The 13887-nt window shown below is 67.5% G+C and carries 13 protein-coding genes; 6 read left to right on the forward strand and 7 right to left on the reverse strand.

Annotated elements, in window-relative coordinates; all coding sequences use genetic code 11:
• Window positions 1-443 precede the first annotated feature (443 nt).
• The 3 genes from GVY39_RS32165 to GVY39_RS32175 all read left to right on the forward strand — a co-directional run bounded on the left by GVY39_RS32165 (window position 444) and on the right by GVY39_RS32175 (window position 3499).
• Window positions 444-908, forward strand: coding sequence for a DUF5994 family protein (locus tag GVY39_RS32165; protein ID WP_159930773.1), 465 nt, complete (start codon window positions 444-446; stop codon window positions 906-908).
• 60 nt (window positions 909-968) lie between these two features.
• Window positions 969-1388: a DUF5994 family protein gene (locus tag GVY39_RS32170; protein ID WP_159930778.1), complete on the forward strand. Its 420-nt coding sequence runs from the start codon at window positions 969-971 to the stop codon at window positions 1386-1388.
• A gap of 254 nt (window positions 1389-1642) precedes the next feature.
• The gene (locus GVY39_RS32175) at window positions 1643-3499 is read left to right on the forward strand and encodes a DNA/RNA non-specific endonuclease (protein WP_159930772.1); all 1857 of its coding nucleotides are present in this window, start codon (window positions 1643-1645) and stop codon (window positions 3497-3499) included.
• A 26-nt stretch (window positions 3500-3525) separates the two neighbouring features.
• Here GVY39_RS32175 and GVY39_RS32180 read toward each other — a convergent pair whose 3' ends face one another.
• The 4 genes from GVY39_RS32180 to GVY39_RS32195 form a co-directional block, all read right to left on the reverse strand.
• Window positions 3526-3984, reverse strand: coding sequence for an SRPBCC family protein (locus tag GVY39_RS32180; RefSeq protein WP_159930771.1), 459 nt, complete (start codon window positions 3982-3984; stop codon window positions 3526-3528).
• A 308-nt stretch (window positions 3985-4292) separates the two neighbouring features.
• Entirely contained in the window at window positions 4293-5519 is a 1227-nt protein-coding gene (locus tag GVY39_RS32185) for a cytochrome P450 (protein ID WP_159930770.1), read from the reverse strand.
• Window positions 5516-5761 (reverse strand): ferredoxin, encoded by a 246-nt coding sequence (locus GVY39_RS32190; RefSeq protein ID WP_159930769.1) that lies wholly within the window; start codon window positions 5759-5761, stop codon window positions 5516-5518. The genes GVY39_RS32185 and GVY39_RS32190 overlap by 4 nt, the downstream gene beginning before the upstream one ends.
• Window positions 5762-5764: 3 nt before the next feature.
• Window positions 5765-5902 (reverse strand): hypothetical protein, encoded by a 138-nt coding sequence (locus GVY39_RS32195; RefSeq protein ID WP_159930768.1) that lies wholly within the window; start codon window positions 5900-5902, stop codon window positions 5765-5767.
• A 194-nt stretch (window positions 5903-6096) separates the two neighbouring features.
• Between GVY39_RS32195 and GVY39_RS32200 the strand changes: the two genes are divergently transcribed.
• Window positions 6097-9255, forward strand: coding sequence for a BTAD domain-containing putative transcriptional regulator (locus tag GVY39_RS32200; protein WP_236565794.1), 3159 nt, complete (start codon window positions 6097-6099; stop codon window positions 9253-9255).
• Between the two features lie 89 nt (window positions 9256-9344).
• Here GVY39_RS32200 and GVY39_RS32205 read toward each other — a convergent pair whose 3' ends face one another.
• Window positions 9345-9824, reverse strand: coding sequence for a helix-turn-helix domain-containing protein (locus GVY39_RS32205; RefSeq protein ID WP_159930766.1), 480 nt, complete (start codon window positions 9822-9824; stop codon window positions 9345-9347).
• A gap of 85 nt (window positions 9825-9909) precedes the next feature.
• On the opposite strand from GVY39_RS32205, the gene GVY39_RS32210 reads away from it, so the two are divergent.
• Together GVY39_RS32210 and GVY39_RS32215 are read left to right on the forward strand one after the other, a co-directional pair.
• Window positions 9910-11127: an MFS transporter gene (locus tag GVY39_RS32210; protein WP_236565793.1), complete on the forward strand. Its 1218-nt coding sequence runs from the start codon at window positions 9910-9912 to the stop codon at window positions 11125-11127.
• Window positions 11128-11189: 62 nt separating this feature from the next.
• Window positions 11190-11414: a DUF6374 family protein gene (locus GVY39_RS32215; protein ID WP_159930764.1), complete on the forward strand. Its 225-nt coding sequence runs from the start codon at window positions 11190-11192 to the stop codon at window positions 11412-11414.
• 11 nt (window positions 11415-11425) lie between these two features.
• Here GVY39_RS32215 and GVY39_RS32220 read toward each other — a convergent pair whose 3' ends face one another.
• Window positions 11426-13441, reverse strand: coding sequence for a multicopper oxidase family protein (locus GVY39_RS32220; RefSeq protein WP_236565792.1), 2016 nt, complete (start codon window positions 13439-13441; stop codon window positions 11426-11428).
• Window positions 13393-13800, reverse strand: coding sequence for a DUF6220 domain-containing protein (locus tag GVY39_RS32225; RefSeq protein WP_159930763.1), 408 nt, complete (start codon window positions 13798-13800; stop codon window positions 13393-13395). Before GVY39_RS32225 ends, GVY39_RS32220 begins: the two co-directional genes overlap by 49 nt.
• Window positions 13801-13887: the final 87 nt, after the last annotated feature.

The following is a 13887-nucleotide window of genomic DNA, read 5'->3' on the forward strand; positions in this document are numbered from 1 at the left end:
GCTGTCAGCACGGTCGTCCTGGTGATCGGACCGTTGCCCCGACCGGTGGCGGCGCGGTCGGGCCGCCGGTCTCCCGCGGGAGAGTTCGGGCGGCGGATCGGAACGTCGGCCATCTTCGGATGCCTCCAATACCATCCACACACTCAGAACACATGATGTCATGAGTGTAGACCTACAACGTTGACAATGCGTCGCGATCGGCGTCTAATGGAGATACACGGCAACTACGCGGCCACTTCGCCGATCCACGCCGACTCAGCGGTCCGCAGCAGATGACCTCCGCAGACACGGCAGCCATCGGTTCGCTACCCGAACACTGGACACGAGGTCGGCCACCCGGTCCGCCGACGAGGCCGCCCAGTTGTCGTCCGCGCCGCGCGGCCGCCATCCGTGTCTACCGCCACCATCGGCCACGACGCGGCGCTCCCGCGAGAGGACCTGACATGCGATTCCACAGAAACAGCGACACGAGCACGACATCCGACCCCCTGCATTCGCCCTACGCCCGGCACAGCGTTCCGCCCGACTACACACCCCGGCTGAGGTTGAAGCCGAAAGCGGAACGCGGCGACTACATCGACGGCGCATGGTGGCCCCGCTCCGATGAACTCACCGCCGAACTGCCCGATCTCCTCGCCGTCCTTACGGTGCGCCTCGGCCCCGTCTGGCGAGTCGTCTACGACCCCACCGGCTGGTCGGACGCACCCCGGCAGACCACCGTCCACGGTGGGCACACCGTCCGGCTCGATTCCTATCCCTTCGAAATGTGGAACACGATGTACGTCTTCGGTCGCGACAACGATCTGATCGTGCTCCGCGTGATCCCCTCGGCCACCGACGACGACATCGCCCACACGGCCCTGATGGCCGCCGTCACGCCCGAATCCGCAACCCCCGCCCCCGGGTGAACAGAGGAACACACCATGCCCCGAATCAGAATCCGGCGCCCGATCACCAACCACTTCGACATGGCCGCCGCGACCGGCCCGCCGCCGACCGGCGGTCAACCCTTCCGAACCCCAACCCGCACACCCCGCCTGCTGCTGCGCGAATCCGAGACCGGGACCGGTCCCGAACAGGTCGACGGCGCCTGGTGGCCATGGACGAACAACCTCACCGCCGAACTCCACGACCTGATCAGCGTCCTCACTCCACGCCTGGGCCCCACCGCACGCGTCAGCTTCGACTGGAATGCCATCAGTCTCACCCAACGCAGCATCGACCGCCACGACGGCGTCGAAGTACATGGACCCGAGGCCGGTCAACCGCACGGCGTCATGCGTTTGATCGGCACCAACGGTGCTCAGGTGACACTGCACGTCATCCCCGCCGACACACCACCCGCGCGAGCGGAGCGCGAACTACGGCAGGCCGCAGGGAAATCCTGAGCGACTGCGCGTGACGGCGACCATCCGGTGAGCGCTGACACCGTGCCCCACGTCGGTAATGCCGACAGGACAAGTTTCGCGCACCGTAAAACGGTACTGCGTTGATCACCCGAACGAACTTCACACAGCATTTCGGCGCTCCCTTGGTTCGAGTAGTTCTCTACTCGTGTGCGGGCTCCGTGGTGATCCGACGATGGTGACACCGGTGACACGACGTTGTCGTCACCACGCTCACCCTCGAACCGGAGTCACCCATGCCTGCGAAAAAGAATTCACTATCCGGCCGGTCCCACGCCGAGAACGACGATCTTCTCACCGCACTGCGTAAATTCATCCGCACCAAGGCGGAGGACTACCTCGAAGACCCGAATATCTCCTCGATCGGCGTCGGCTACAAGCAGGTCGACGGGAAATCGACCGGCGAAATCGCGGTGCAGTTCACGGTGAACGAGAAGGTGTCCGGACCGGAGGCACTCGACGCATTGGGCACGTCAACGCTTCCGGAAACCATCATCGTCGACGGCATCGTCGTGCCGACCGACGTACTGCAGCGCAGATACGAGCCTGCGTTCCGGCTGGTCGCCGAAGCCGCTGCACCCGAACGAAAGTCGCGCCTGGATCCGGTCGTTCCCGGCATCAGCGTCGCCCATCCCGCCGGCACGGCGGGAACGATCGGGTGCGTCGTCTACGACCGGGACGACGGGACGCCGTATGTGCTGAGCAATTGGCACGTCCTGCACACCGCGGCGGGCGTGCTCGGCGACGACGCCGTGCAGCCCGGCCCGCGCGACGACAATCGCATCGACCGCAACCGGCTCGGCAAGCTCGTCAGGTCTCATCTCGGTACGGCAGGCGACTGCGCCGTCGCCACGATCGAGAACCGGCAATTCAGCGCCCGGATCGCCGGACTCGACGTCGTCCCGGACAGCCTCGGGGAACCCGAGCTGGGCGACAAGGTCATCAAGAGCGGCCGGACCACCCGGGTCACCCACGGCATCGTGCGGCGCGTCGACGTGGTGGCCGAGATCAGCTACGGCGGCGTCGGCTCCAAGCGCATCGGCGGCTTCGAGATAGGACCTGATCCGGACAATCCGCCGTTCGACGGCGAGATCAGCAGCTCGGGCGACTCGGGATCGGCGTGGATGTTCACATTGCCCGGCGGCGAGACCAGCACGGTTTTGGCCGGATTGCATTTCGCGGGCGAGATGGCGCCCAGCACCGATGAGCACGCACTGGCCTGCCTGCCGCAATCGGTGTTCGAGAAGCTCGGCATCACGCTGACCCCGCCCGTCGCCGACGAAGTCGCGGTCCTCGCCGGATACGACCCGCATTTCCTCGCGTCGGCGGTGCCGCTGCCGGAGGTGGACACCGAACTGCGCCCCGACGTCGCGACAGCACTCGACGGCGCGGACGTCCTGCACTACACGCATTTCTCCCTCGCGATGCGCCGCTCGCGCCGATTCGCCATCTGGGTGGCCTGGAACATCGACGGCGCTTCGATGAAGAAACTCTCGCGAAAGAAGATCGACTTCGTCAAGGATCCGCGGCTGGACGCGCAAGCCCAGGTCGGCAACGAGTTGTACCGCGACAACCGGCTCGATCGCGGCCATCTGGCGCGACGCGCCGATCTACTCTGGGGCAGCCTGCCCGAAGCGGCGAAAGCCAACAAGGACTCGTTCTTCTACACCAACATCACCCCGCAGATGGACGACTTCAACCAGAGCACCCGCGACGGGATCTGGGGCCGGCTCGAGGACGCCGTCTTCGCCGACGTCGACGTCGACGACCTCAAGGTCAGCGCGTTCGGCGGCCCGGTCTGCACCGACGACGACCGGGAATTCCGGCAGGTCAAGATCCCGCGCGAGTTCTGGAAGGTCATCGCGTTCGAAGAAAACGGTGTCCTCAAGGCCCGCGGCTTCCTGTTGAGCCAGAACCTGCAACAGCTCGAAGCGCTCGAACTCGATGAGTTCCGCGTCTTCCAGGTCCCGCTGACCGAGATCGAACAGCGCGCCCGCTTCCGGTTCCCGCAAGCTCTGCACGACGCGGATTTACAGGTCGCGCCGGAGGAGGTGGCCGCCCCATTGATCTCCACCACGGACATCCGGTGGTGAGGTCGGCCGAGTTCGATACGTGATCGCTATATCGCGCGGGACTGCGGAGGTGCGGTGAAGCCCTCGGCGAATTCGACGAAGTTCTGTACGACGGTTTCGCACTCTCGTCGGACGGTGCGTTTGAGCAGGATGCCGGGCACCAACAGCGACGAGTGCACCTCCGTGTGATACCAAACCTGCGTTCGGTCTCCGTCCTCGGACACTTCGAACCAACCACCGCCGCCGAGCCCGACACAGCTGTCCACGACCTGCCACGACACTCGGTCATCGGTCCAATCGTATTCCAGCACTTGCAGATCCGACCTTCCGAGGAAAGTATCCGCGGTCACGTAAACCCGCTGCGGCCTGCCGGATTCGCCGCGAGTGGCCACGCGCGCATCCGAATACACCGCCCATTCGGGAAGCATTTCGATGGCCGCCACCGCGTCGAAGACCTGATCGGGACCGATGTCGACGGCGAAACGAATATCGGTTTTAACGCGCATAACTCCTCCACCCCCCGGACCAACGCGGCCGATTCTGCCCGCAACCTTTCGCATCCGTCAACATGCGTCAACCGCCCACCCGGATCGCCGCCACGGGAATCCAGCTGCCAAATGCCGAATACAGGTAGCTGGCTACTCGTAAGCTATTTTGTGGGCGGTAGCAGTGTTCGCGTGGATTCCCAGAATGCGGAGATCTGTCGGATCCCCGCCTCTGCGAATTCGCGGTATCGCCAGGGCATGTCACGTGGATCTGCTTCACCGCTTACCGGAGCGACAAAACAGGCCCTGAAGGCGTGCTCGGCCGACGGTTACCCCGCCGTTTCCGTCCAGGTGACCGGCAGTTCGTGGACGCCGTAGATGTTCATGTCGGTCCTGAGTCTCACCTCACCGGCGGGGATGGCGAGCCGCAGGGTCGGGAAGCGACGCAGCAATCCGGCGAAACCCGCGCGCATTTCGATGCGGCCCAGTTGCTGGCCCAGGCATTGGTGGACGCCGTGACCGAAGGACAGGTGACCGCGAGCCTTGCGGTGGATATCCAGCGTGTCGGGGTTGTCGAAGCGCTGGGGGTCGTGGTTGGCGGCCAGCAACGAGACAACGACGGTCGAGCCCTTGCCGATGGTTTCACCGTCGAGTTCGATGTCCTCCGTGGCGTAGCGATAGAAGATGTCGGCAACGGACAGGTAGCGCATGAGCTCCTCGACGGCATCGGGGACGAGGTCGGGGTCGGCGCGCAGTTCCGCGAGCTGCTCGGGGTGCTCCAGGAGTGCGAAGGTGCCGAGCGCCAACATGTTGGCGGTGGTCTCGTGGCCCGCGAGCAGAAGCAGGAAGGCGATGCCGGTCAGCTCCTCGATGCCGAGGTCGTCGTCGCGGGCAAGGTCGGAGAGTATGTCTTCGCCTGGTTCGGCGCGCTTGCGCGTGACAAGTTCGGCCAGGTACGAGGTCATCGCGCCGTACGCGGCCATCTTCTCCTCGAGCGGCTGGTCCTTGACCAAGAACTTGGCCGAGTTGACCTGGAAGGTCGCCCGGTCCGCGTAGGGAACACCGAGCAGTTCGCAGATCACCAGCGAGGGCACCGGCAGCGCGAACTCCTTGACCAGGTCGACCGGCGGGGTCAGGCGCGCCAGCTCGTCCAGTTGCCGCTCGGTGATGTCGATGATCTGCTCTTCGAGCATCTTCATGCGTCTGACGGTGAAGGCGCCGGTGAGCTTGCGCCGCAAGCGGGTGTGGTCCGGCGGATCCATGGCGATGAACAGGCCCGGGATCTGCGGGGACGGCTCGGTGGCGACGGGCATGCCGGGGATCTCGTACGGCACGTGCATGATGCCGAGGTCCTGACGGGAGCTGAACCGGGTGTCGGCCATGAGCCGGCGGACCGCGTGGTAGCCGGTGACCAGCCAGCCCTCGTGACCGTCGGGGAAGAGCAGGGGGCTGACCGGGCGAGCCTCGCGCAGCCGGGTGATCCGGCTGGGCGGGTCGAAGGGGCCGGCATCGCGTTCCATCGGGAGGCCGTGCGGGACGGGAACCGTGCTGGTCATCGGGTTTCCTTTCGTGGCGGTTGTTGCGCCGCGGATATGGTCTGGTCGCCGGAGACGATCGTGATCGCGCCGGATGGGCACACCTGGACGGCTTCGCGGACGGCCGGCTGCCCCTCGGGCGCGGGTGTGCGGTCCAGGGGCACCACCCGTCCGTCTTCGGTGTCCTGGTCGAACACTGCGGGGGCGGTCAGCACGCACATGCCCGCGCCGATGCAGCGCTCTCGGTCCACCCTGAGCTCCATCGGTCACCCCTCCGCGCAGGTGAGCGGGAGGGATGGCACGCGGTAGCCGAGCGCGTCGGTGCCCAACCGGGTCTCCTCGGCCGGGCACAGCGTCGGGAGCGGGATGGCCGACGGGGAAGCCGCAATCGCTGAACTATTCACAGGAAGACTGTCGCCGGTGCGGCTGACACCGGCCTGATACCGACCTGACACGTCCACTGACACGGTGTTTGCCCTGGTCATATCGGACCGGAGTGACGGCCGAAGCGTAGCCGTCGGAGCTGTTGTCATCCAGGGGACGGGCGGCCCCGGGCCTGCCGGTCGTCCACGGCAGAATGGCCCGGGTGCAGATCGGGATGCTTGGACCGCTCGAGATCCGGATAGATGACGGCGGATTGATCGAGGTACCGGGTGCTCGATTGCGGGCGCTGTTGATCGCCCTCGCGCTCGAACCCGGTCGCGTAGTCCCGAAAGCGACGCTGGTCGACTGGATCTGGGGCGAGCAGCCGCCCTCCGACGCGGCCAACGCCTTGCAGGCACTGGTCTCTCGGCTGCGCAGGGTGCTGCCGGACGGGTGCCTCGACGGGCAGGCGGGCGGATACCGGCTGGCGGTGCAACCCCGCGCTGTCGACGCCCTGCGGTTCGAGCAGCTGCTCGAACAGGCCCGCGGCCGTGACGACGCCCAACAGGCCCATTTACTGCGCGAAGCCCTCGATTTGTGGCGCGGTGCGCCGATGCAGGACGTCGGTACGCAGGACAGCGCGGCTTTCGACGCGGCGGTCACCCGGCTCGAGGGGCTGCGCCTGGCCGCCATGGAGGATCGATACGAATCGGAGATCCGACTCGGCCGGGGTGCGGGGCTGGTCCCCGAGCTGACCGAACTGGTGGCCCGGCATCCGGTGCGGGAACGGCTCGTCGCCGCGCTGATGCGTGCGCTCGGCGCCGCGGGTCGTAGCGCCGAGGCACTGATCGCATACCAGCACGCTCGGGAGGCACTCGCCGACACGCTGGGCGTGGATCCCTCACCGGAGCTCTCCGCACTGCACGTCGCGCTGCTGCGCGGCGAAGTGGAAGCGGAGGGAAACGACCGCAAGACGAACCTGCGGGCCGAGTTGACCAGATTCGTCGGCAAACACGGCGACATCGCCGCCGTACGCGAACTCATCTCCGATCACCGGCTCACCACGTTGACCGGACCCGGTGGCTCAGGGAAGACCAGGCTGGCTCTGGAAACCGCGCGGACCCTGCTCGACGACCTACCGGACGGGCCATGGCTGGTGGAGCTGGCGTCGGTCGGCGCGAGCGGTGACGTGTCTCAATCGGTGCTCGCCGCGCTGGGGCTCCGGGACGCGCTGCTCGGCGGCGCACCGAACGCGGAACCGATGGACCGGCTCGTCGCGGCGATCCGCGACCGCGAAACGCTGCTGGTCCTGGACAACTGCGAGCACGTGATCGAGTCCGCGGCGGCGTTCGCCCACCGGCTGCTCGGGGAATGTCAGCGGCTGCGGATCCTCGCGACGAGCAGGGAGCCGCTCGGCATCACGGGTGAGGCGCTGTGGCAGGTCGAGCCGCTGGCTTTGCCCACAGAGAACGCGGACGCCGAGGCGATCGAGTCATCCCCGGCCGTGCAGCTGCTGCTGGACCGGGCCGGCGCGGTGCGCAAGGATCTCGCCGCCGATGCCCGCACACTGCCGACCATGGCGCGCGTCTGCCGAGCGCTCGACGGTATACCGCTGGCGATCGAACTGGCCGCGGCCAGGCTGCGCACCATGTCCCTCGATCAGCTCGCCAACCGCCTCGATGATCGGTTCCGCCTGCTGACCGGCGGCAGCCGTACCGCGCTGCCGCAGCACAGGACGTTGCGAGCGGTGGTCGACTGGAGCTGGGAGCTGCTCACCGACGCCGAACGGATGGTCCTGCGCAGGCTCGCGGTGTTCTCCGGGGGCGCGAGCCTGGAGGCGGCCGAGCAGGTTTGCGCAGGGGGCGGGACCGAAGGGCAGGGGGAAGAGAAGGACGTGGCGGTCGAGCGGTGGGAGGTACTCGAGCTGCTGACCACGCTGACCGAGAAATCGCTGCTGCTCACCGTGGAGGACAGCGGACCGCGCTATCGGATGCTCGACACGATCAAGCAGTACGCCCTGGACCGGCTCGTGGAGGCGGAAGAATCGGATCCGGCGCGCCGGGCGCATCTGGCGTACTTCACCGGGCTCGCCGACACCGCCGAGCCGCATCTGCGCCGCGCCGAGCAATTGGAATGGCTGGCCATGCTCGAACTCGAGCACGACAACATCGCTGTCGCGATGCGTGGCGCGCTCGCGGCCGGTGACGCGGCCGGGGCGATGCGTCTGGCGGCCGCGGCGGGCTGGTACTGGTGGCTCAGCGGGCACAAGGCCGAGGGCATGGAGTTGATCACCGCGGCCGCCGACCTGCCCGGGGAGGTGGACGACGAGACCCGGGCCAGGGTGTACGGGCTGGTCGTGCATTTCATGAACTCCGGGCCGAGTGACGAGGCCCAGGTGGCGGAATGGATCCACAAGGCATACCGGTTCAGCAGGCGCAGTCAGGCCCGCTACCCGCTGCTGGGGTTCGTCGGCGCACTGGAACGCATGATGGAGGGGCCGGACGCGAAACTTTCCGCGTTCGAACCGCTGCTCACCGATGACGATCCCTGGGTGCGTGCGCTGGCGCGGCTCCAGGTGGGCAAGATGCGGATCGTGCTCGGCCTCGAAGGGCGGGACGCGGACGAGTATCTCGAGACGGCGCTCGCCGAGTTCCGAGCCGTCGGCGAGCGTTGGGGAATCTCGTTCGCACTGACCGAGCTGGCGATCCGGATCGCCACGCGCGGCGACTTCGCCGGTGCGTGCGAACACCTCGACCAGGCGATCGCGGTGGTCACCGAGGTCGGCGCGATCGAGGACGTCTTCCTGATGCGAGCGCGGCAGGCTCGGCTGTACTGGCTGCTCGGTGACGCGGAGGCGAGCACGGCCGCCATGGCCGAGGCGCAGCGGTACGCTGATCGGTCCGCTTGGCCGAACGCACTGGCCGAGCTCGCCCTCGCGAAGGCGGAGCTGGCCCGCTGGAGCGGCGACACCGAGCAGGCGCACCGGCAGATAGACGTGGCGACAACAATGCTGAGCAGCGATGCGGAGTCGGTGTACATCAGCGCGGTGACACACGACCTGCTCGGCTACCTTGCGGACGGTCTGGATGAAGCCCGAGAACAACACGCCGCGGCCTTCCAGGCGGCATGCGCCGCGGGATACGCGCCCCTCATCGCCCAAATTCTCGTAGGTATCGCGGACTTGGCGCTACGTGAAGACCAAGACGAGCAGGCCGTGCGGCTGCTCGCGGCTAGTGCCGGAGTACGCGGGCTGCCCGATCGTTCCCACCCGGATGCGGCCCGGATCGAGCAGGCAGCGCGACGCCGCCTCGGCGCGGAGCGCTTCACCGAGGCGACGAAGGAAGGCGCGCAAGCGAGCTGGCGTGAATTGGCCGCGACTACGCTCGCTTGCTGAACGTGGCACGCGACCACAGGTGTTCGCGGCCATTCCGACCCAACCGTCAGCCAGGAGGCCGCGAAGGACGTCGCCGCGACGACGCCGGATCACGCATCTGCCACCGAGGCGTCGTGTTCACCTACCTTACGAACCCGGGTGGTCGCCGCGGTGACGAGTTCGCCCTCGCGGTTTTCGGTACGCAGTTGGGCCACGGGCATCCCGTCGCGGTCGACTAGTGCCGAGTGGGGTTCGTCGCCGGTGAAGGCGTGGCGTTCTCCCCATTGGCGCAGCGCGACGACGATGGTGAACAGGTCCTGCCCGGCTTCGGTGAGTTCGTAGACGTGCCGCTTGCCGCCGGGGGTGGCGCTCGTGGTCAGGATGCCGTGGTCGACCAGCCTGCGCAGGCGGTCGGTGAGGATGTTGCGGGCGATCCCGAGCCGCCGTTGGAAGTCGGTGAAGGTCGCCGCGCCGTCCATGGCGTCGCGCACGATCAGCAGGCTCCACCGGTCGCCCACCAGGTCGACAGTTCGCGCGACAGGGCAGCTGGGATCGGTCCACTCGCGGCCGGCACCGAGCGTCGTGGTCATGAGCTCCTCCCCATCGGTTGCAATTCGAAACTATTATTGCCTATCCTCCAAATGGTTGCATATTGCTACTGAATTGGAGAGTGTGGTGGCGACAGGAATCTCGGGGGCGCAGCGATTCGTCCTGGCGTTGGTGTGCGCCGTGGCCGTGTCGACGATCTATGCGATCCAGCCGGTAGTGGAGACAGCCGGCGCCGACCTGGGATTGGCGCGCGAGTCGCTGGGCGGGCTGGCCGCCGCCGGGCAGATCGGCTACTTCGCCGGTCTGATCCTGCTGGTCCCGCTCGGGGACGTGCTGGATCGCCGTCGGCTCATCACGGTATATCCGATGCTCACCGCCGCGGGGGCCGCGATCGCGGTTGCCGCCCCGAACGGCGCCGTCGCGGTGACGGGACTGGCGATCGCGGGGTTGTTCGCGGTCGTGGTCCAGGTGACCGTCGCCCATGTCGCCGTCGTCTCCGCGCCGAGCGAGCGAGGCCGCAATATCGGCGCGGTCACCTCCGGCGTGGTGATCGGCATCCTCGGCGTGCGCATCCTCGCGGGCGCCCTGGGCGATACGGTCGGCTGGCGTGCGGTGTACGCGCTACTGGCCGCGCTCTGCGTGACCGTGGCCCTCACCGTCCGCGCGACACTCGACTCGGACCGCAGAACTCCCGGCGCACGGTACGCGCGGGTGCTGGCGTCAATGGGCCGGCTCGCGCGCACGGATCGCCTGTTCCTGAGCCGAGGCCTGATCACCTTCTTCCTTTTCGCGTCCTTCGGAACCCTCTGGAGTGGACTCGCCCTCCCCCTCGGCGCCGAGCCCTGGAACTTCGGCACCACACAGATCGGCCTGCTCGGATTGGCGGGCCTGGCCGGAGCACTCGGCGCCGCCCGCGCGGGCCGATGGGCCGACTCCGGTCACGCACAGGCCATCACCGGTTCCGCACTGGCGTTGCTCACCGCCTCCTGGCTGTTCGTCGCCCGGACCGAAGCGACCCTGTGGCTGCTGGTCATCGGCATCCTTCTGCTCGACTTCGCCGTCCAGGCAGTACATGTCAGCAGCCAACACCTGCTGACCACGGCGCACCCGCACCGCGCAGGCAGCGTCATAGGCGCCTACATGGCCTTCTACTCCCTCGGATCCGCCCTCGGCGCGATCACGACCACCTGGGCATACGCCGCCTGGGGATGGTCGGCTTCGTGCTGGGTGGGCGCGGCCTACTCCCTCTCCGCACTGGTTGTATGGGGGCTCGCGCAGGCCACCGGCAGCACCCGACACAGTGCTGCGAGTTCGCCCCGCCCTCGATCGCAGGTCGAGACATGAAACCCTCCCCACACCCTCCCCCGTATCGAAAATATGTTCGACTCCAGGTAGCGTGCCGGAGTATGCCGGATCTCGAACCCATCCCCTTCGCTCAGATGCAGATCAACGCCGTGCGCAGGCAACTGCTCGACGCCGCCGCGTTCGGAAAGCATTTGCGCCCCGAACAACTGGAGAGCATGGCAGGAAAGTTGGCCGAAGGGTTGCGCGCCTACACGGAAGCCATACCACCCGCCGCCCCGCCCACCAACGGCCGCGCGTGCCTCGACTACCGTGGCCGCCTCCGCTGAGGTGCGCGTCGTCAGTGGTGGTGACTCGAGTCGGCCGTGTGCGCACCGCTGAACGGGGTGGTGAAACCGTCGTAGCGTAGACGCAGCATCATCCCTTGGTGCGCGTGCGGGAGGTTGTGGCAGTGGTTCATCCAGATGCCCGGATTCGAGGCGCGGAACGCCACCTCCCAGACCTCGCCGGGACGAACGTCGAAGGTGTCGACCCACAGTGGGCTGCCCGACGACGGCGTCCCGTCCCTGGAAATGACGAGCACCGGATGGCCGTGCAGATGCCAGGGGTGGGTCTCGCGGCTCCGGTTGACCACGGTGAACCGGACGATGTCGCCTTCGGCCACGAGCTGATCGGGGATCGAGGGATGCCCACGGCCGTTGACGGTGTGCGCGTACGCCGGTGATCCGTCGACCATCGCCAGCCCACGGTCGAGAACCAGGGTGAAGTGCCGGTCGGGAGCGGCGGTGCGCAACGCGACGGGAACCGGAGTTCCGTACCTCAGCAGGTCGAGTTCGGGCCATCCAGCGATGTCCCCCGCAGACGGCTCGCCGTCGGGTGCTCCGTCGCGGGGTCGCAACCACATTGTGGCGGCCCGGTCGTCGACGGTCAGTGCGACGGAGGTGCTCGGCATGACGAATACGAGGTCGTAGCGCCCGCCTGCGGGCAGCCGCAACACGGTCCGAACGATATCGCCAGGCTGCACCAGGTCGCGGCCGTCGACAGCCACCACCCGGAACGAGGTGCCCGCCAACGTGAACGTGTGCGGATCGGAGTCGGTGTTGATCAGCCGTAGCCGTACCGTGGTGCCCGGCGGTGCTATGCGTTCGCCGCCGCCGGTGATGGTGGCGGTGCCGTCGAAGGTGTGCACGAGCAGAGTCAGATCCAGTTGTCCGGCGTCGTCTTCCACGCGTGGTCGAACGACGAAGGCGCCGTAGAGCCCCCGGCGCACGCCGATGTGGGAGGCGTGATGGGTGTGATACCAGTAAGTTCCCACTTGGTCGGCGCGGAACCGGTAGACGAATTCGCCGCCGGGCGCCACGGCCTCCTGGGTGAGGCCCGCGGCGCCGTCCTCCCCGCACGGCACGTCGTAGCCGTGCCAGTGCAGGGTCACTCCGTCGGCGATATCGCGATTGATCAGTCGGACCTCGATGAGATCGCCTCGAGTAGCCGTGATCTGCGGCCCGGGCACTGTGCCGTCGAAGGTCCATGCGTCGATATCGCGTCCGGATTCCGAGCGCACGGTGGCTTCCCGGGCGACCAACACGTGTTCGCGCCGGATACCGCCGGGCGCCGGTGTTCCGGCGCCCCGCAGGTCGGTCACCGGGACGGCCGCGTGCGAGGCCGGACCGGGGCCGCCTCCGTCGGTCACCGACGCGGCGGACCGCACCGACAGGCCCGCACCGGTACCGGCCGCGCCTACCACGACCACACCACCGGCGGCACCGAGTAAGCGGCGGCGCGAAACCCCGGGCCGGTTCGTCTCGGTGTGCGGTTCCTCGATCGTGCCCATGTCCGGTGTCTCGAGCACTCGGATGGTCAGCAGTACGCTCGCCGCCACCAGCGCGATCGTGATCAGCACGATGCCGAAGCTCAGGGGATATCCGACGAGGAAGCTCACCATGAAGCCCGCCGACGCGGCGTAGGCGGCGGTGAGCAACGCGACCACGCCTCCCACGTCGAAGGTTCGCGGCCGCCCGGGAACCCTGGCCTGGGCCAGCAGCCGAGGTCCCGCGATCACCGTGGCGATCAGCGCGGTCACCGTGAGCATCGGCAGCCCGAGCAGCACCTTCTCTTGCACGAACCACCAGCCCCGGCCTGCCAGCACCGTGACCGACACCGCCCTGCTCGACGTCACCACCAGCGCTACGCCCAGGAAAGCCAGGGCGAGCCAGGCGCGCCGCAGCGACATGGTGACGCCTGCCGCGAACCACGCGACGACGCTCAGCAACGCGAGGGCATGGTCCACGGTGATCCAGGTGGCTGTCGTCATGACGCCGGTGCGGAAGGTTCCCACGCCGCCCTGCGCGACTGCCACACGATCATTCCGATCACGCCGACGATCACCAGCCCGTTGACCGCGTGCAGGCCGAAAACGAGATGACCGGCGCTCGAGCCCTCACCGAACGCTCTGGCGACTTCCCGGATCACCGATTGACCGATCACCAACCCGGTGACCAGACCGGCCAGCCCGACGAGTCGTCGCGACATCCGGGCGACGGCGGCGGCGATCGTGATCACGAACGCGAAGACGAGTATCACGTACCCGAGCGTGCGATGCGGCTGGAAGGACTCGTCGATGGGCGCGGTGTCGAACGCACCGCTCGCGGCCAGATAGAACTGCGCGACGACGGCGAGCAGTAACAGCGCCGCCAGGCCGGTGAAAGCTTTTCTCATGCGGTCGATCGTCGTGGCGGCCAGGCATACTCGGCTTCCGGCGACGGGAGTCGCCGTCTACGAGAATTCGCGTAGGAACAGCGCGAT

The organism is Nocardia sp. CY15 (genome assembly GCF_009829295.1).
Taxonomy (GTDB): Bacteria; Actinomycetota; Actinomycetes; order Mycobacteriales; family Mycobacteriaceae; genus Nocardia; species Nocardia sputi.